Origin of the sequence: Arachnia propionica (assembly GCF_003859805.1) — a bacterium.
GTDB classification, from domain to species: Bacteria; Actinomycetota; Actinomycetes; order Propionibacteriales; family Propionibacteriaceae; genus Arachnia; species Arachnia propionica_C.
The window spans coordinates 43,602-62,742 of the sequence record NZ_RQZG01000006.1; the positions used below are offsets into that span (position 1 = coordinate 43,602).

Below are 19,141 nucleotides of genomic sequence, written 5' to 3' on the forward strand. Positions count from 1 at the left end.
TTCAGGCCCCGATCACCCGCAGCGTGTCCTGGGCCATCGCCAACTCCTCGTTCGTCGGGATGACGAGCACCTTCACCGGGGAGTCCGGGGTGGAGATGGCTCGGGGCTGCTTGCTGCGCACCAGGTTGGCCTCCTCGTCCAGCCGCAGACCGAGGTGGGCCAGGCGACGCACCACGGGGCCGCGCACGTGCGAGGCGTTCTCGCCGACCCCGGCGGTGAACACCACGGCGTCCACCCCACCCAGCACCGCGACGTAGGCGCCGATGTAGGAGATCAGCCGGTGGACGTAGACATCCATCGCCAGCCTCGCGTCCTCGTTGCCCTTCTCGATCTCGGCCTCGACGTCACGCATGTCGGTGAACCCGCACAGCCCCGCCATGCCGGACTGCTTGTTCAGCAGGGTGTCGATCTCGTCGACGCTCATGCCCTGCCCCGCCAGGAACTTGAACACCCCCGGGTCGATGTCCCCGGAGCGGGTCCCCATCACCAGCCCCTGCAGCGGGGTCAACCCCATCGACGTGTCCACGGCGACCCCGCCGTCGACGGCGGAGATCGAGGCGCCGTTGCCGAGATGGCACACGATCAGCCGCAGCTCCTCGACGGGACGTCCCAGGAAGACGGCCGCCTGCTTCGAGACGTAGCCGTGGGAGGTGCCGTGGAAGCCGTAACGACGCAGACCGTACCTGTGGCTCAGCTCCTTCGGGATGGCGTAGGTGTAGGACTCGGGCGGCAGCGTCGAGAAGAAGGCCGTGTCGAAGATCGCGACGTGCGGCACGTCCGGGAGCAGGGCCATCGCCGCCTTGATCCCGGCGATCCCCGGCGGGTTGTGCAGCGGGGCGAGGTCCGACAGCTCGGTGAGCTTGGCGATCACCTCGTCGGTGATGAGTGTAGACTCGCGGAAGGTGGAGCCACCGTGGACCGTGCGGTGCCCCACCGCCACGACGTGGTCCAGCGACGGTCCGTGCGTGGTGAACTCGTCGATGACCCCGGTGAAGGCGGCGGTGTGGTCGGGAAAGGGCTGCTGGGTCTGGAACTCCTCGCCGTCGACCTTGTGGACCAGGTTGCCCTGTTCCTGACCGATCCGTTCCACGATCCCGGAGGACAGCGGCTCACCGGCCTCGGCGTCGAACAGCTGGTACTTCATGGACGATGAGCCGCAGTTCAGCAGCAGGATGTGCTTCGACACGTGATTCCCTTTTTCCTGTCTTCGATTTCGTCGACCCGCCGGGCTCAGTTGCTCTGGGCCTGGATGGCGGTGATGGTGATGGTGGAGACGATGTCATCGACCAGTGCTCCACGGGAGAGGTCGTTGACGGGTTTGCGCAGCCCCTGCAGGACCGGTCCGATCGCCACGGCACCGGAGGTCCGCTGGACGGCCTTGTAGGTGTTGTTGCCGGTGTTGAGGTCGGGGAAGATGAACACCGTCGCCCGGCCTGCGACCTCGGAGTCCGGCATCTTCTTCGCCGCGACGACCTCGTCGACGGCGGCGTCGAACTGGATGGGGCCCTCCACCTTCAGCTCCGGGGCCTTCTCCTTCACGATGCGGGTGGCCTCCCGCACCAGGTCCACGTCCTCGCCGGAACCGGAGTCCCCCGTCGAGTAGGACAGCATCGCCACGCGCGGCTCCACACCGAAGTTGGTGGCGGTCTCCGCCGAGGAGATCGCGATGTCGGCCAGCTGCTCGGCGGTCGGGTTCGGGTTGACCGCGCAGTCGGCGTAGACGACGACCCGGCTGGACATCGACATCAGGAATGAACCCGAGACCACCGAGACCCCCGGCTTGGTCTTGACGAACTCCAGCGACGGACGGATGGTGTTGGCGGTCGTGTTGACCGCGCCCGAGACCATGCCGTCGGCCATGCCGAGGTGGACCATCATGGTGCCGAAGTAGGACAGGTCGGTGAGTCTCTCCCGCGCGGTCTCGATGGTGACGCCCTTGTGGGCACGCAGTTTCGCGTACTCGTCGGCGAACCGCTCCACCAGTTCCGGGGTGGTCGGGTTGACCAGTTCCGCCTTCGACAGGTTGAGGCCGAGCTCCGCGGCCCGGCGCGCGATGACGGCCGGGTCACCCAGCAGGATGATCTCCGCCACGCCGCGTTGCAGCACGATGTCGGCGGCCCGCAGGATGCGGTCGTCGGTGGACTCCGGCAGCACGATCCGCTTCAGGTTGCGACGCGCCATCTGCATGAGCTGGTGCTCGAACATCGTCGGGGTCCGGATCTCGGAACGCGGCAGGTCGATGGCCTTCAGCAGCGCCTCCTCGTCGACGTGCCGGTCGAACAGGTCCCGGGCGACCTCCACCTTGCGCGGGGAGGAGGTGGAGATCCCGTTGACCCCCTGGAGCACGACGGCGGTGTTGAACGTGTCGAGGTTCGTGCGGCCGATCGGCAGGTCCACCTCGGAGGAGCTGAGCAGGTCGGCGACACTCCTCGGCACCTCGAAACCGCCGGTCATGATGATGGAGGCGAGCGGCCCGTGGCTGGAGGAGCGGTGCGCCATGATGAGCGGCGGCAACAGGTCCAGGCGGTCCGCCGGGACGATCACCGTCGCCTCCCGGGTGAGGAAGTCCAGCACGTTCGGCAACGTCATGCCGGCGACGATGGTGTGCAGCGACTCCTTCGCCAGGAACTCCGGGTTGCCACGCCACAGCTCCGCATCGACGGCGGCGAACTGTTCCCCGACCGACGGGGCGGGCAGCACCGGCTCCCCGGGGAAGACGGAGACGGCCACGTCGCGGACCTCGTGCAGTGCGGTGGCGAGCTCCTCGGCCCGGGCCCGGTCAGCGCGGGTCGCCATGATCCCGACGACGGTGTTGTCGCGGGACTCGAAGACCTCGATGGCCTCCTCCGCCAGACGACGCATCTCCTCGATGCTGCGGTCGGCGGCGCGGCACACGTAGATGACGGGTGCGTTGAGGTTGGCGGCGATCTGGGCGTTGCTGTCGAGTTCCGTTCCCGTGGTCAGGTCCGCGAAGTCGGAGCCGATGATCACCGTCACGTCGTGACGCTCGGCCAGTGCGGCGTGCTTCGCGACGATGAGGTCGAGGCTCGCCGCCGGATCGGCGGCCCAGTCCTCGTAGGTGACACCGACCGAGTCCTCGGCGGTCTGGGCCGACACCGCCTTGGTGTTCAGCAGGGCGGTGGTGATGGGGTCCGCTGTGAGGGAGGGCACCAGGGGGCGGAAGAAACCCACCGATTTGACCCGGCGGGCAAAGAGATCCACAACACCCAGCGCGATGGCGCTCTTGTTGACCTGACGCTCCGATGCGGCGATGAAAACACTCTTGGTCACAGGGCCAGCCTATGCGATCCTCGACGTCCGGGCAGTCCCGGGGCCGGTGCGGCGTGTGAACATTCGGACAACACCCGCTGAAACGGTGCACGTGGGGGCTGGGCTGGGATACCTTGGAACCCAGCCCGACGAGGTGCGTCGGGATGATGCTCGAAGGAGAGCGATGACGCGTATCGAGACCGATCTGCTCGGGTCCCGGGAGATCCCTGACGACGCCTGGTACGGCATCCACACCCTGCGGGCCGTCGAGAACTTCCCCGTCTCGGGGCAGCAGGTGAGTTCCTTCCCCGAGCTGATCCGGGGGATGGTGCTGGTGAAGAAGGCGGCCGCCCTGGCCAATGTGCAGCTGGGGGCGCTGCCGGGTGACATCGGCAAGGCGATCCTCGGTGCCTGCGACGAGGTGCTGGAGCAGGGCCGCTGCATGGACCAGTTCCCCATCGACGTGTTCCAGGGCGGGGCGGGCACATCGGTGAACATGAACACCAACGAGGTGCTGGCGAACCTGGCCCTGGAGCGGCTGGGGTTGCCGAAGGGACGCTACGACGTCGTCGATCCCAATGATCACGTCAACCGGAGCCAGTCCACCAATGACGCCTATCCGACGGGGTTCCGGATGGCGCTGGACGTGAAGTTCGGGCGGCTGGTGACCGCGGTCCAGGCCCTGGCGGAGGAGTTCCTCGCCAAGGGACGGGAGTTCGCGGGGATCGTGAAGCTGGGACGCACCCAGCTGCAGGACGCGGTGCCGATGACGTTGGGGCAGGAGTTCACGGCGTTCGGGGTGACCCTGGCGGAGGAGGTCCGGCACCTGGAGTACGCGCGAGGGTTGCTGCTGGAGGTGAACCTGGGGGCGACGGCGATCGGGACCGGCTTGAACACCCCGCCCGGGTACCGTGAGCTGGCGGTGGTGCACCTGGCGCGGGTGGCGGGTCGTCCCGTCGTCGCGGCCCCGGACCTCATCGAGGCCACCTCCGACACCGGTGCCTACGTGATGGCCCACGCCACCTGCAAGCGGTTGGCCTGCAAGCTGTCGAAGGTGTGCAACGACCTCAGGTTGCTGTCGTCGGGGCCGAGGGCCGGGTTGAACGAGATCAACCTGCCCGAGATGCAGGCGGGCAGCTCGATCATGCCGGCGAAGGTGAACCCGGTGATCCCGGAGGTGGTCAACCAGGTGACGTTCAAGGTGCGGGGCAACGACGTCACCGTCGGGTTGGGGGCGGAGGCCGGGCAACTGCAGCTCAACGCGATGGAACCGGTGATCGCGCAGGCGAGCTTCGAGTCGGTCGGGCTGCTCAGCTCCGCGTGCGACGTGCTCCGGGAGCGTTGCGTGGCGGGGATCACCGCGAACCGTGAGGTGTGTGAGCGGTACGTGAAGGACTCGATCTCGGTGGTGACCCTGCTCAACGACCACATCGGCCACCGGGCCGGTGACGAGGTGGGCAGGGAGGCCGCCGCGACCGGGCGGACGGTGCGCGACATCGTCGTGGAACGGGGCCTGCTGGACGAGGCGACGGTGGATCACCTGCTGTCGTTCGAGAACCTCACGCTGAACTCCCACTGAGTCGACCGGCAGGAATCGCAGGCGAGAACCGCCGTCGGCCGGTGGCGTCCTCCGCCTGCGATTCGCGCCGGACCGCGCCCGCAGGGGAGGGTCCGGGTGCGGCCCGGTGCAGGTGGGGGTGGTCCGTCGAGGTGGTTCAGGCCATCAGGAACCGGGCGTAACGCTCCTCGAGGCGGCTCGGGTCCGGGTGCTGCGTCCTCGCCCGGGGCAGGATCTCCAGCCGCTTGCCGTGGACGCCCTGGATGCCACCCGCCAGCATCCAGCCGTCCTGCTCGGCCAGGACGTCGTCGCGCACGTGCAGGGTCAGGTCCGGGCGGATGCCCAGGATGTTCGCGTCGTAGGCGGCGTGGTGGATCTTGCACAGCGAGATGCCGTTGGGCACAACGGCGTTGCCGCGGGGCAGGCCGTCCTCGATGATGTGGGCGGCGTCGAGCAGCTCGGTGTGCCTGAGACGGCAGATGCTGCACCTGCCCTCGTAGGCGAGCAGCACCCGGGCGCGGAAGACCGGCTGGTGCAGGCGCTGTTTCGTGATCCGCTCCGCCCAGGCCCGTCGATCCGGTTCGGTCATCCCCGGGGTCAGGTCTCGTTGAGCGGCGTCGAGGGCGAGGGTGAACTCGTGCCGGGCCGGATCGTCCCCGATGACGTGGACCGGGTAGATCGCCTGGTAGCGGGCCTTCGCGACCCCGACGAACCAGATCAGTGGCAGCCGGTCCAGCATCGCGCGTCGCAGCGCCACGTTGTCCGGGGCCTCGGGGTCGGTCCCCTGGTACTTGTAGCGCTGCAGCCCGTCGGGGCCGATCGTGTCCTCGTAGGGTGGGTTCTCCCCGTCGGGGGTGTGGACGGTCTTGATGGACAGGGCCGCGCCGAGCCCTTTCGGGGCGCGGATGCCGCGCACCCGGTCCACCAGCGGGATGCGCACCCCGTCGAACTCGAAGGAGGTGAGCCAGGTGAAGTCCACCAGCGGGGACGGATGGGCGTCGAGCCACCTCATCGCGGCTTCGCGAAGCTCGATCTCCGGAAGGGCCATGGGCCCAGGGTAGCGTGGAGGTCACCCGGTCGTGTGGTGAGATCAGCTCCTCCCCGTCGGCCGTCCGGGCCGCGACGACATGGCTGCTGAGAACCGGATCGGCGCGCTGCCCGGCCACATGGTGGTGAACCGGCATGGTCGTGTGATGCGTCCCGGGGTCGCTGGTGGAACAATGTCCCCATGCAATCCCTGCCTGCCCTGCTCGACTCCCGGCTGCGTGCCCTCACCGGCATCGACCCGGAGATGCGTCCCGCCACCAAGCCCCAGTTCGGCCACTTCCAGTCCAACGTGGCGCTGCGTCTGGCGAAGGAGCAGGGACGTCCCCCGCGCGAGGTGGCGACGTCGATCGTCGAACAGCTCGACGTCAGCGACATCTGTGAGCCGCTCGAGGTGGCGGGCCCGGGGTTCATCAACTTCCGGATCCGCGCCGACGTCCTGGCCCAGGCCGCGACGACGGTGCTGGAGGACCCGCACCACGGGCTCAACCGCACCGCGCACCCGCAGCGGATCGTCATCGACTACTCGGCGCCGAACGTCGCGAAGCAGATGCACGTCGGTCACCTGCGCACCACCATCATCGGCGACTGCTTCAACCGGTTGCTCACCGCGCTCGGTCACGAGGTGATCCCGCAGAACCACATCGGGGACTGGGGCACCCAGTTCGGGATGCTCGTCGAACACATCATGGAGCACGACATCGACGTCGCCGAGCTCGACCTGGCCGGTGCCGAGCAGCTCTACAAGGACTCCAAGAAGCACTTCGACGACGATCCCGACTTCGCCACCCGCGCCCGCGCCCGCGTCGTGAAGCTGCAGGGCGGCGACGAGGAGACCCGGGCCATCTGGAGGCAGCTCATCGACGTCTCCCTCAAGGGCTTCAACGCCGCCTACCAGCGGCTCGGGGTGCTGCTCACCGATGAACACCTGGCCGGGGAGTCCACCTACAACGACGCCCTGCCCCAGGTGGCGGCCGACCTGGAACAGCGTGGCATCGCCGTCGTCGACGACGGGGCCCTCGTGGTGTGGGTGGAGGGGTTCGACGCCCCCATCATCATCCGCAAGTCCGACGGCGGCTACGGCTACGACGCCACCGACATCGCAGCCATCCGGTACCGGATCACCGCGCTGAAGGCGGACCGGATCATCTACGTCACCGATGTGCGCCAGTCGCAGCACTTCCAACAGGTCTTCGGCGCGGCCCGCAAGGCCGGGTACCTGCCCGACGACGTCCGGGCCCAGCACGTGGGCTACGGGATGGTGCTGGGCCCGGACGGCCGCCCGTTCAAGACCCGCGACGGTGGCACGGTCTCCCTGACCTCGCTGCTCGACCTCGCCGAGCAGGAGGCTGCACCGGGCATCGCGCTGGCGGCCATCAAGTACGCCGACCTGTCCGGGGCGCTCCACAAGGACTATGTCTTCGACGCCGAGCGCATGGTGCAGACCACCGGCGACACCGGCCCCTACCTGCAGTACGCGCACGCCCGGACCTGCCAGATCCTGCGGAAGGCGGAGGCCGAGGGCTACGGCTGGGGTGCGGTCGTCGTCATCGACGAGCCCGCCGAGCAGACCCTGGCGCTGCTGCTCAGCCGTTTCGGGGAGGTCGTCGACGAGGTGGCGGCGAAACTCACCCCGCACAAGCTGTGCGGCTACCTCTACGACCTGGCCGGTGCGCTGTCGGCGTTCTACGAGGCCTGCCCGGTGCTCAGGTCCGAGGGCGAGGTCCGCTCGTCGCGTCTGGCACTCGTCGCCGCGACCCGCGCGGTACTGGCCACGGGCCTCCAGCTGCTGGGTATCGAGGCGCCCGAACGCATGTGAGTGTGGTACGGGGCGTCGGGTGACATCACCCGACGCCCCGTACCGTTGAGTTTCAGTGTCCCGGGTGCTCGTTCGCGTCGCGGGCGGCCAGGGCCGCACCGATGATCCCCGCGCGGTTGCGCAGCACCGCCGGGACGATGGGGGTCTTCAGGTCGAGCAGCGGCAGGAACTTCTCCGAGTCCTTGCTCACCCCCCCGCCGACCACGAAGAGATCGGGGGAGAACAGCATCTCCAGGTGGGCGTAGTAGGGCTGGAGCCGTTCCTTCGCCCACACCTTGTAGCTGAGCTTCTCGCTCTCCTTGATCGACGAGGCGGCCCGGGTCTCCGCGTCGTGACCGTTCAGCTCCACGTGGCCGAGCTCGGCGTTCGGGACGAGAACGCCCCGGTGGATCATCGCGGTGCCGATCCCCGTCCCCAGGGTGGTCATGAGCACGAGTCCCTCGTTGCCCTTGGCGGCTCCGAAGTGCACCTCGGCCAGCCCGGCACCGTCGGCGTCGTTGACCAGGGTCACGGGGCGGCCCAGCGCGTCCTGGAAGAACTCGTCGGCCTGCAGGCCCGCCCACGACTTGTGGAGGTTCGCGATGAACGGGATCCGGCCGTGCACGACGGGGGCGGGGATGGTCAGTCCGATGCGGGAGTCGGTGCCGATGTGGTCGGTGAAGTGCTCGCAGATCTGACCGACGACCTCGGCAACGTTCTGGGGGCTGGACTTGCTCGGGGTGGGGATGCGGAGTCGGTCGACGGCGAAGTCGCCCTTGTCGAGATCCACCGGCGCTCCCTTGATGCCGGAACCACCAACGTCGATGCCCAGGATGTTCATGCGGCACAGCCTAGTGGGTCGGGGCCGATGTGGACCACCGGGCCCGACCCTTCATCGAGGACGACGGCGCTCCAGCCAGTCCTGCAACCGGGTGCCGAGCCGGTTCCGCAGCGATGGCGGCCGTGCCGGTCGCAGGTCGCGGGTGTGGGTGAGGGGGTCGTCGGTCAGCAGGATGCCGGGCCCCAGGATCATCGACGGGTCGAAGGTGTGCTTGACCTCCCGCATCACCTCGAACAGCTCGTCACCGAACTGGTCGAGCATGAACGGTGACATCGCCCGCCCGGTGCCGTGGCGGGCCCGGAGGCTGCCGCCACTGGCCCGGATCAGGGCCACCGAGTCGCGCCGGTAGCGGCGGAACCGCCGTCTGCTGGCAGCGTCGTCGAGATCGAGCACCAGTGGGTAGTGGATGCAGCCCTGTGGGGTGACGGTCATCTCGGGGACGTCGAGGTCGTACCTGACCAGCAGTTCCTTCAGCGCCCCGACGACCTCGTCGAGGACGTCACCGGGCACGGCGAAGTCCTCCAGCAGCACGTGCCCGGGAATGCGGCGGCCGAGGGCGTGGTACGGCGCGGCGAGGTCACGGCGTCGCTGCTCGGGTGCGTCGGGGACGGTGCGGAAGGTGGCCTCGGCGACGAAGCCGAGGGTGCCCTCGCTGCCGATCAGCAGGTGGCGGGCCATCTCGACGGGGGAGGGGAACTCCAGCAGGGCGTCGATCCGGTACCCCATCGTGTTGGGGAGGGCGAACTGCTGCTGCACCTCCTCCCGGGTCTGCGGGCGTTCCAGACGACGGCGGAGGGTGAGCAGGCCCTGCACCAGGTGAGGGTCGGTCAGGCGGAGGGTGACCTCGGCGTTCTTCTGGGCGGTGTCCAGCACCACCCCGGTGGGCAGCGCCACCACGAGGTTCTCCAGGGTGTCCCACACCCGCTGTCCGGTCAGTGGCGCCAGGGTGTCGGCATCGGTCGCGACCAGGCCACCGATCGTCGCCGTGCGGGCGCTGGCCAGCTGTGGGCCGAGGCGACGTCCGTGGCGGGCGAGGCGGGCGTTGACCTCGGCGAGGGTGGTGCCGGCCCCGGCCCGGACCCGCTCTCCGTCGTCGAGGACCGTGACCTGCCGGAAGGACCGGGAGACGTCGACGACGACGTGTGGGGTCTCCGCCTGGCCGGACAGGCTGCTGTGACCGCCCCTGAAGACCAGGTGGCCGCGGTGCTCCCGGGCCCAGGTGAACAGGTCGAGGACGTCCTCGATGCTGCGTGGCCGGGCGATCTCGGCCGGTGTGATCCGGAAGGGGGAAGGGGAGGGGCGTGGCCGACCGGTCATGCGCTGCACGATGCGCCGGGGCAGCCCTGTCCTCACCTGAGAACCGTACCCCGTCGACCCGGCTCCGTGCGGAATCGCGGTGAAGTTGCGAGTGTCACACCGGTATCGGCTAGACTCGGGCCGTCGTCACGACGAGCGCGGGCGTAGTTCATCGGTAGAACGGAAGCTTCCCAAGCTTCAGAGGCGGGTTCGACTCCCGTCGCCCGCTCCAGTTGCTCCATCCTCCCAACCCCTCTCCGGCAGGGCCGGAAGGCCGATCGGCCACCCCGAAAATGTCTTCTGGCCAGCGGCGATACTACCGAAAGTGAACCTTCGTCACGAAGTGCGCAGTTTTGGTGAGCGATTTGTGGGAGCGCTTCCACAAGATGCGTGATGACGTGGAAATCGACTGCCTGCGGCGGTTGGATGGAGCCCTGACCAGCTAGGAGGAAGGAGTCGAGGTGATCCATCGTTTCTCAAGGACAGCCCTCGTGCTCATCAGTGCCCTGGCCGTGGGAGCGGCCACTCTTCCGGCCCACGCGGACCAGGACGTGCCGGCACCCGGGACCAACACCGTCGAGACCCTCATCGAGGACATGACGCTGGAGAACGAGATCGTGCTGGGGAAGCCGAATGGCTCCAGTCCGGGACGGCAGTACCGGGGGGTCAACGCCATGGGCAACGACCCGCGGGGCACCAACACGCCGGGCTACTGGCGCGACGCCCTGGTGGACCCGGACTACGGCGACGACGACCTGTGGACCGCGATCTCCCCGTGGATGTTCATCGAGCCGACCGATGACAACGAGGCCGTCAACACCCGGGTCCACATCGGACAGATCCGGCTCAACATCCTGCGCAAGTCCACGAACCGGTGGCACACGGTCCAGATCCACAGCCTCGACGGGGCGCTGTACCCGGTGCACCTGACCGGCAACCAGGTCGAGGTGCCGAGCCTGCGCCGCGTCGGCAACGCCATCGAGGTGCTACCCCCGACCAAGTCCAAGGACGGCCTCTACCACGGCTGGGGTCAGCTGGTCGGCTACCCGACCTGGGACATCAAGGCCGTCCACGTCAAGGTCGACGCCAAGCTCGTCGTGGGTGAGGAGTCGCTGCCCGATGACCGTGACCGGGCCCAGTACCTGATCCAGGTCGGGGCCGACTACTACCCCAACAAGGAGGCCCGGGTCGGTGACGCGAAGCTGCAGCTCTTCGATCCCGAGGACCCGACGAACAAGGAGGCGTACTACTCCTACCTGCCGGGGGTGGGGCTGTCCCGAGCCAAGCTGGTGACGAATCAGTGGCGCACCTTCAACTTCGTGACCCTCAACGAGGCGAAGGCCGAGGTGGCCCCGAACAAGGGCATCGACGCAGCTGAGCTGCGACAGAACCCGCCGCCGCTGAACTGATGCCGTCATGACCTCGCGGGGCCGCTCGTCGAGCGGCCCCGCGGTGCTGTTCCCGACTGGCTGAAAGGTCAGGCCAAAAGTGATCCCCGATCGCCTCCCACCCCTTGACAAAAGTCGATTCCTGTGTCAGCCGAATAGTTTTCGGTGGTCTTGTTGAGGTAGCTTCGGTGCTTCAAGGTCGGCATGCTCTGACATCCGGAGCGGCCAACGCGAATCGACTTCGGAAGGTGCAGGCATGGGATTCAGGTCTCCGGCACGCGGAGGGAGGGGGGCGATCGCCAGAGCGGCGGCCGTCGTCTCGGCGGTGGCCGTCGCCATGATGGGGGTCACGCTTCCCGCTCAGGCGGCGGACAACCCGGACATCGAGTTCTCCAACCCCACGTTGACCAAGATCGACACAGCGGGAGATCCGGTCAACGACGGCTCCAGGCTGACGCTGGACAGTGGGCAGGACCGCGTCAAGCTCGACGTGGCCTGGTCCCTGCCGAACGGGTCGCCGCTGAACGCCGGGGACTCCTTCACGGTGACCCTGCCGCCGGAGATCAAGGCGGCCCTGACCACCGCGGGCGGACTCGGCAGACCTGAGCTGAGGATCGACACCACCGGTGACAGCCAGACCGACACCACGGTGGGTTCCTGCGAGATCCGGGCGTCCAGGTTCACCTGCACCTTCGACGAGAAGGCCGCAGAACTCATCGGGGCCTCCTTCCAGAACTTCCGCGGCAACATCGGGGTGCAGCTGCAGGCCCAAGCGGCCACTGCCGCCGAGGAGGTACCGTTCACCTTCAGCGGCCGGACGGGCGTCGTCAACGTCGACCTGCCGGGCACCGGCGGGATCGGGGCGGCGAAGCCGAAGAACCCGTACAAGTTCAACCCCGGGCAGTTCGCGAAGGGCTCCAGCGGTATCGGACCCGCCAGCAACGACATCTCCTTCAACCTGGGACTGTCGACCAGTTTCGCCACCAGCAAGTCCTTCGCCTTCATGGCCCGGCAGGCCGGCAGGACCCTCACCTTCGACGGCCGTGAGCAGACCCTGGAGTTCACCGACACCATCGGCTCGGGGCTGAAGTTCGACGACCCGGCGAACTGGAAGCTCTCCTTCCTCGACTCGGCGGCCACGGACACCGACGCCCCCGACGTGGTGCTGGCCCCGGGGGACGGGACCCCCACCACGACGGAGAAGGGCACCTGGACGCTGCGGGTCACCCCTGGTGAGGTGACCCCCGACGGTCAGGTGGCGAAGATCGCCATCACCGGTCCGTTCGCCGAGAACACCAACTACAGCCTGACCTACAAGGGACTCCCGCTGACCCCGGGCAAGCTGAAGCCGGGATTCAAGTACGAGAACACCTTCACCTACGACGATGCCGACGTCACGGCCACCTACTCGCGTTCCTTCGGGTCGGCCTTCACCTCCGATGTGGCGATGGCCCCCGACTTCGGCAGCTTCGCGATCACGAAGTTCGTCGGTGGGCCCGGTTCTGCGCTCGTGGAGCAGGGAACGCCGTTCACCGTCAACGCGACCTACGCCCTGCCGGACCAGCGGACCGCCGACTCCTACCCGGGCTGGACCGCTCCCGGGACCGTGAACGCGGCGAGGACCGGCGGTGAGGTCACCCTGACCGCGAAGGTGGGGGAGAAGGTCACCTTCTACGGTCCCACCGCCGCCACCACCTTCCCGACGGGAACCACGGTCACCTTCTCCGAGCTGACCAACCCGGCGGCCGCCCCGGCGGGGTACGCCTGGGAGAGCTTCTCCTTCACCGTCAAGGACCAGCCGGTGGCCGAGGTGGTCATCGGCAACCGGCAGGTGGCCACCGTCGACCTGACCAACCGGTTGAAGCGGCAGACCACCGGCAGGTTCTCCGTCACCAAGACGGTGGCGGGGCTGACCGGTGGGGCCACGGCTCCACAGAGGTACACCTTCCACTACGTCTGCAACGACCCGGCGGCGACCGAGGGTGACCTCGAGGTGCCCTCCAACGGTGACGCCGTGGAGTCCCCGGAGCTCCCGGGCGGTACCGAGTGCACCGTGACCGAGAAACTGGACGGGACCGAGGTGGCCGGACACCGACTCACCCCGGCCCCGGAGCAGTCCGTCACCATCGAGGCGGGCCGGAGCGTCGCGGTCGAGGCGACGAACACCTACACCCCCACCACGGGCGGTCTCACCCTGACCAAGAAGGTGGTCAACGATGACAACGCGACGCTCCCGGCGGACTACACCTTCACCGTCACCTGCGGTGCCGAGGCCCCCGAGACCGTGAAGCTCGCCGCCGACGGCACCTGGACCTCGAAGGCCCTGGCCGATGGGACCGAGTGCACCGTGGTCGAGGACACGGCCGCGGCCGAGGTCCCCGGGTACGGCCTGGTCTCCGAGATCGCGACCTCCCCGGTGCGGATCGTCGCGGGTCAGACCGCCGAGGTGGTGGCCACCAACACCTACAGCCAGCAGGTCGGGGCGTTCCAGGTGGTCAAGACCGCGACGGGGGCTCCCGGGGCGCAGACCAAGGACTACACCTTCAACTACACCTGCGGCGCTGAGCAGGGAAGCCTGACTGCCAAGGGCGACGGCAATCCCGTCGAGGTCGGGGCCACCTTCCCGGTCGGCACCGAGTGCACCATCACCGAGGACGCCGCCTCGGCCGCGATCGAGGGCCACGACCTGGCCCAGCCCGAGGCGCGGACCGTGACCATCGCCGTGGACCCGGTGCGCGCGGAGTTCGTCAACACCTACACCCGGCAGGTGGGGACGTTCCAGGTGAAGAAGACCGCCACCGGTGCCCCGGGCGTGACGGAGAAGAACTTCACGTTCACCTACTCCTGCCAGGTCGACGGAGCGCCGGTCGAGGGCAGTGTGATCGCCAAGGGTGACCAGGTTGCCGTGAAGGCCGACCGGACCTTCCCGGTCGGCACCCGGTGCACCATCACCGAGGACCCGGCCTCCGCAGCGGTCGACGGCCACGGCCTGGATGCCCCCGCGCCCCAGACCGTCACCATCGAGAAGGAACCGACGGTCGTCGAGGCAGCCTTCGTCAACACCTACGTCAAGAACTTGGTCTCCGTGGGTGATCACGTCTGGTTCGATGCCAACCACAACGGCATCCAGGACGACGGTGAACAGCCGGCCGTCGGGGTCACGGTGGTCCTCAAGGACACCGACGGCGCCGAGATCATCGCGACCGAGAGCGGCACCGACGGGTCCTACACCTTCTCGGACCTGATTCCGGGCAAGGAGTACGTCATCGAGTTCACCCGGCCGGGGAACACCGTCTGGACCGTGCAGGACGCCGGTGACGACGACGCCAAGGACTCCGACGTCGACGCGGACGGGATCATCAGGTTCACCGCCCCGGCCACCGGTGACAACCGGGTCGGTCCGGGTGAGGCGGATGAACCGAGGCTGGATGCGGGTCTGGTGAGGCTGGTCTCCATCGGGGACCGCGTGTGGTTCGACGTGGATCGCGACGGCAGGCAGGGCGATGCTGAGCCCCCGGCCAAGGACGTCAAGGTGACCCTGGTCGACGGCAACGGCCGGACCGTCGCCGCGACCGCGACCGATGCGCAGGGTCACTACGGCTTCAAGGACCTGATCGCAGGTGCCGCGTACAAGCTGATCCTCGAGGGCCCGGACGGTGCGATGTGGACCGTCAAGGACGTCGGGGCCGATGAATCGGACTCCGATGTGGCCCAGGACGCCGCCCGGGGCAATGTCGGCACCATCGAGTTCATCGCCCCGGCCGAGGGCAGGAACGAGCTCGGTGCGGACCGGACGGACGATCCGTCGCTGGACGGTGGCCTGCTCCAGTACAACCTGGTGCTGACCAAGAGCCTGACCACGACGGGAACGGTGCGTGCGGGTGACGAGGTGACCTTCGAGCTGACCCCGCGCAACGAGGGTCCGGTGGACGCACTGGCCGGGTGGTCGGTGCAGGAACTTCCCCCCGTCGGGCTGGTCATCAACGACATGTCGGGTGAGGGCTACAACTGTGACACCCCGAATCTCACCTGTGTCAGTGACGCGGCCCTGGGTGCCGGTCAGTCCGCCAAGCCGATCAGGGTGACCGCCCAGGTCAGGAACAACTTCGCCGGGTCGACCCGCAACGTCGCCTACGTGCTGCCGCTGGAGACGGATTGGCTCCCCGAGACCAATGCCCTGGTGGTCCCGAAGCCGAATCCGGGTGACCCGGAGAACCTGACCCTCGACACCGCCGCCACGGCCACCGACAACGACGCCCACGCCGATGTCACCGCGGAGGCGCGGATCTCGGTCGGTGACTTCGTGTGGCTGGATGCCAACCGGAACGGTCTGCAGGACGACGGCGAGGCTCCCGTGGCCGGGGTCACGGTGACCCTGGTTGATGCGGATGGTGCCGATGTGGCGGTCACCAGGACCAATGCACAGGGGTACTACTGGTTCAACAACCTCGCCCCGGAGAAGACCTACACCTTGAGGTTCGACAAGCCGGAGGGCTTCGACTGGACCGTCAAGGACGAGGGGGACGACCTCTCGGACTCCGATGTGGATGCCGCCGGTACGGTGGGGTTCACCACTCCGGCCAGGGGCGAGAACCAGGGTGGTCCGGACGTCACCGACGTCCACTGGCTGGATGCGGGCCTGGTGAAGGTTGAGGTACCGACGCCGCCGACCCCGACGCCGGACCCCATTCCGACGCCGCCGGCACCCACGCCGACCCCGCCGGCACCCACGCCGACCCCGCCGGCACCCACTCCGACGCCGCCCGTGGGCCCGACGCCCACTCCCGCGCCATCGGTGGAACCGACGACGCCTGCGCCTACGCCGCCGGTGGTCTCGGACAGCCCGTCCCCGACCGCTGCGCCGACGGCAGGTCCGAGCAGGCCGGGCGACCCGGTGAGGCCCGGTAGGCCGACGCCTCCGGTCAAGCCGCCGGTCCGGCCGGGGCTGCCGAGGACCGGTCGCTGAGTCGACACCTGAAGGACCGTGGGTCCGGGATCATTCCCGGACCCACGGTCCGTCGTGTCCCTGGCGGACCAAGGACGCCGGGGCGTCCCCCGTCGACGGTGAACCGTTCCTCCCCGACGATCCCTGCCCGGGTCCCGAGGCCGGACCAATGCGCGATCAAATTGAGCGATCAACCATGCCTGGTGGGGCCTGAACTCCGGGTCGGCCGGGGCCTGTCGGACGAAAGGATGTCATCCGATTGGCCTTTGGTGATCTGCATGCTGTAACTTTCGGTCAGCAAGACGGTGGCTTTCGGCGTGCCCGGACCTGACGAGTGGCCAAGCCATCCCTGACTCGGAAGGTCTCTCAATGAGATTGATCTCTCATGCGCGCGGTGTGAGGAGGATGGTCGCCAAGGCGGCCGTCGTCCTGGGAGCCGCAGCAGTTTCACTCGCGGGTGTCGCGCTCCCGGCCCAGGCCGCCGACAACCCGAACATCCAGTTCTCCGACGCGTCGCTGACCAAGATCGACACGTCCGGCAATCCCGTCACCGACGGATCCAACCTCACCCTGGACGACGGCAACGACCGCGTCCGGTTCGACGTCTCCTGGGCACTTCCCAAGGGCTCCCCGCTCAATGCCGGGGACTCCTTCACGGTGACGCTGCCGAAGGAGTTCAACTCCCTCCAGACCACCGCGGGTGGGCTCGGCACCCCCGAGCTCACGGTCGACCTCGACGGCAACGGCACCCCCGAGACCGTCGTCGGCAGCTGTGTCATCGAGCCCTCGAGCTTCACCTGCACCTTCACCGAGGAGGCCGCGAAGCTCGTCGGTCAAGGTGGTGCCTTCGAGAACTTCTCGGGCAACGTCAGCATCCAGCTCAGGGCCCGCGCCACCACCACCTCGGAGGAACTCCCGTTCACCTTCAGCGGACAGCCGAGGACGATCAACCTCGACCTGCCCGGTGAGGGTGGCATCAAGGCGGCGAAGCCGAAGAAGCCGTACGAGTTCACCCCCGCGCACTTCGCGAAGGGCGCCAGCGGCATCGGCTCCGGCAGCACCGAGATCAGTTTCGTGATCGGCCTGTCGACCAGTGAGGCCTCCAGCCACTCGCTCGCCTTCCGCGCCAAGCAGGCCGGCAAGGCCCTGACCTTCGACGGTCGCGAGCAGACCCTGGAGTTCACCGACACCATCGGATCGGGCCTGAAGTTCGGGGAGCCCTCTGACTGGAAGCTCTTCTTCGCCGACTCGAAGGCCACGGACACCGACGCCCCCGACGTGCCACTGGCCTCCGGCGACGGTGCGCCGACCACGTCCGACAAGGGCACCTGGACGTTCTCGGTCAGGCCCGGACCGGAGGGGCCCGACGGTCAGGTGGCGAAGCTCGCCATCACCGGGCCGTTCGAGGCCGATGCCAACTACGTGCTGGCCTACAAGGGCCTGCCGGTCGATGGCGGAAAGCTGAAGCCCGGTGTCAAGTACGAGAACGTCCTCACCTACGACGACGCGGACGTCTCCGCGAAGTACTCCCGCTCCTTCGCCGCGGCCTTCACCGCCGACGTGAAGATGGATCCGGCCTTCGCCTCCTTCGCCGTCACGAAGTACGTGGGTGGCCCCGGTTCCTCCCTCGTCCCGCAGGGAACGGAGTTCACCGTCAAGGCCTCCTACGAGCTTCCCACCGTGGGAGGCACCCAGCAGACCGTGGCCTCCTACCCCGGATGGCAGGCCCCCGGCACCGTGAATGCGGCGAGGACCGGCGGTGAGGTCACCCTGACCGCGAAGGTGGGGGAGAAGGTCACCTTCACCGGTCCCACGGCGGGCAAGGCCTTCCCGGCCGGTACCGTCGTGAAGCTGGCCGAGCTCGAGAACCCCACCGCCGCCCCGGATGGTTACCTCTGGGAGAGCTTCACCTTCACCGTCAACGACCAGGAGGTCACCACGCTGACCCTGGGCAAGGGTGAGGTCACCTCCGTCGACCTGACCAACCGTCTGAAGAAGGCCCCGGTCGGCAAGTTCTCCGTCATCAAGAAGGTCGAGGGACTCACGGGTGGGGCCACGGCTCCGGCGGAGTTCACCTTCCACTACGCCTGCAACGACCCGGCGGCGACCGAGGGTGACCTCAAGGTGCCCTCCAACGGCACCCCTGCGGAGTCCCCGGAGCTTCCCGACGGCACGAGGTGCACGGTGACCGAGAAGCTGGACGGGGCCGAGGTGGCCGGACACCGACTGACCCCGGCCACGCCCCAGACCCTGGTCGTCGGCGCCAACGTCGACATCGAGATGGTGGCCACCAACACCTACACCCGCACCCTCGTCTCCATCGGCGACCTCGTGTGGCTGGATGCCGACCGTGACGGCACGCAGGACGACGGTGAGGCCCCGGTTCCCGGCGTCAAGGTGACGTTGGTCGACGAGCAGGGCAAGACCATCGGCGAGACCGTGACCGATGCGCAGGGTTACTACGGGTTCAAGGACCTGGCGGCCGGTGCCGGGTACAAGGTGATCCTCGAGGCCCCGGAGGGGCATCAGTGGACCGTCAAGGACACTGACTCGAACGGTGCGGATGCCAAGGACTCCGACGTGGTCCAGGACGCCGTCAAGGCCAACCTCGGGACCATCGAGTTCACCGCCCCGCTCGATGGCCGCAACGAGCTGGGAGTCGACAAGGCCGATGATCCGACCCTGGACGGTGGCCTGGTGAAGGTGGAGGCACCCAGCACCCCGGCACCCAGCACCCCTGCTCCGAGCACGCCTGCTCCGAGTGTGCCCGCGCCGAGCACCCCGGCACCCAGCGCTCCTGCCCCGAGCACGCCCGCTCCGAGCACGCCTGCTCCGAGTGTGCCCGCGCCGAGCACCCCGGCACCCAGCGCTCCTGCCCCGAGCACGCCTGTTCCCAGCAAGCCTGTTCCGAGCAAGCCCGTGATGCCGCCGGTGAAGCCCGGTCTGCCGAAGACCGGTCGCTGATCGCGTGATGAGGCCGTGGACCCAGGAGCACTCCTGG

The 19,141-nt window shown here is 68.3% G+C and carries 10 protein-coding genes and 1 tRNA gene; 6 read left to right on the forward strand and 5 right to left on the reverse strand.

Annotation, left to right across the window (positions count from 1 at the left end):
* Nucleotide 1: 1 nt before the first annotated feature.
* Together EII34_RS06530 and pta are read right to left on the reverse strand one after the other, a co-directional pair.
* Entirely contained in the window at nt 2–1,186 is a 1,185-nt protein-coding gene (locus tag EII34_RS06530) for an acetate/propionate family kinase (RefSeq protein WP_124844150.1), read from the reverse strand.
* A 44-nt stretch (nt 1,187–1,230) separates the two neighbouring features.
* Complete coding sequence (gene pta / locus EII34_RS06535; RefSeq protein ID WP_124844152.1) at nt 1,231–3,291, reverse strand: phosphate acetyltransferase; 2,061 nt, start codon at nt 3,289–3,291, stop codon at nt 1,231–1,233.
* Nucleotides 3,292–3,454: 163 nt separating this feature from the next.
* Here pta and aspA point away from each other — a divergent pair, with 163 nt between their 5' ends.
* Complete coding sequence (gene aspA, locus EII34_RS06540) at nt 3,455–4,849, forward strand: aspartate ammonia-lyase (RefSeq protein ID WP_124844154.1); 1,395 nt, start codon at nt 3,455–3,457, stop codon at nt 4,847–4,849.
* Nucleotides 4,850–4,985: 136 nt separating this feature from the next.
* Here the strand turns inward: aspA and EII34_RS06545 are convergent, their stop codons facing one another.
* Nucleotides 4,986–5,876, reverse strand: a complete 891-nt coding sequence (locus EII34_RS06545) for an HNH endonuclease (protein WP_124844156.1) — start codon at nt 5,874–5,876, stop codon at nt 4,986–4,988.
* Nucleotides 5,877–6,056: 180 nt separating this feature from the next.
* Between EII34_RS06545 and argS the strand changes: the two genes are divergently transcribed.
* A complete protein-coding gene (gene argS / locus EII34_RS06550; protein ID WP_124844158.1) occupies nt 6,057–7,691 on the forward strand; it encodes an arginine--tRNA ligase in 1,635 nt (544 codons plus the stop codon).
* Nucleotides 7,692–7,743: 52 nt separating this feature from the next.
* Here the strand turns inward: argS and ppgK are convergent, their stop codons facing one another.
* A complete protein-coding gene (gene ppgK / locus EII34_RS06555) occupies nt 7,744–8,511 on the reverse strand; it encodes a polyphosphate--glucose phosphotransferase (RefSeq protein ID WP_124844160.1) in 768 nt (255 codons plus the stop codon).
* Between the two features lie 51 nt (nt 8,512–8,562).
* Complete coding sequence (locus EII34_RS06560) at nt 8,563–9,864, reverse strand: FAD-binding oxidoreductase (protein WP_124844162.1); 1,302 nt, start codon at nt 9,862–9,864, stop codon at nt 8,563–8,565.
* A gap of 101 nt (nt 9,865–9,965) precedes the next feature.
* On the opposite strand from EII34_RS06560, the gene EII34_RS06565 reads away from it, so the two are divergent.
* The 4 genes from EII34_RS06565 (at nt 9,966) to EII34_RS06580 (ending at nt 19,104) form a co-directional block, all read left to right on the forward strand.
* A tRNA-Gly gene (locus EII34_RS06565) sits at nt 9,966–10,039 on the forward strand.
* Nucleotides 10,040–10,268: 229 nt separating this feature from the next.
* Nucleotides 10,269–11,216, forward strand: a complete 948-nt coding sequence (locus EII34_RS06570) for a hypothetical protein (RefSeq protein ID WP_124844164.1) — start codon at nt 10,269–10,271, stop codon at nt 11,214–11,216.
* 235 nt (nt 11,217–11,451) lie between these two features.
* Complete coding sequence (locus EII34_RS06575) at nt 11,452–16,161, forward strand: SdrD B-like domain-containing protein (RefSeq protein ID WP_124844166.1); 4,710 nt, start codon at nt 11,452–11,454, stop codon at nt 16,159–16,161.
* A 348-nt stretch (nt 16,162–16,509) separates the two neighbouring features.
* Complete coding sequence (locus EII34_RS06580) at nt 16,510–19,104, forward strand: DUF7926 domain-containing protein (protein ID WP_124844168.1); 2,595 nt, start codon at nt 16,510–16,512, stop codon at nt 19,102–19,104.
* The last annotated feature ends 37 nt before the right edge of the window (nt 19,105–19,141 follow it).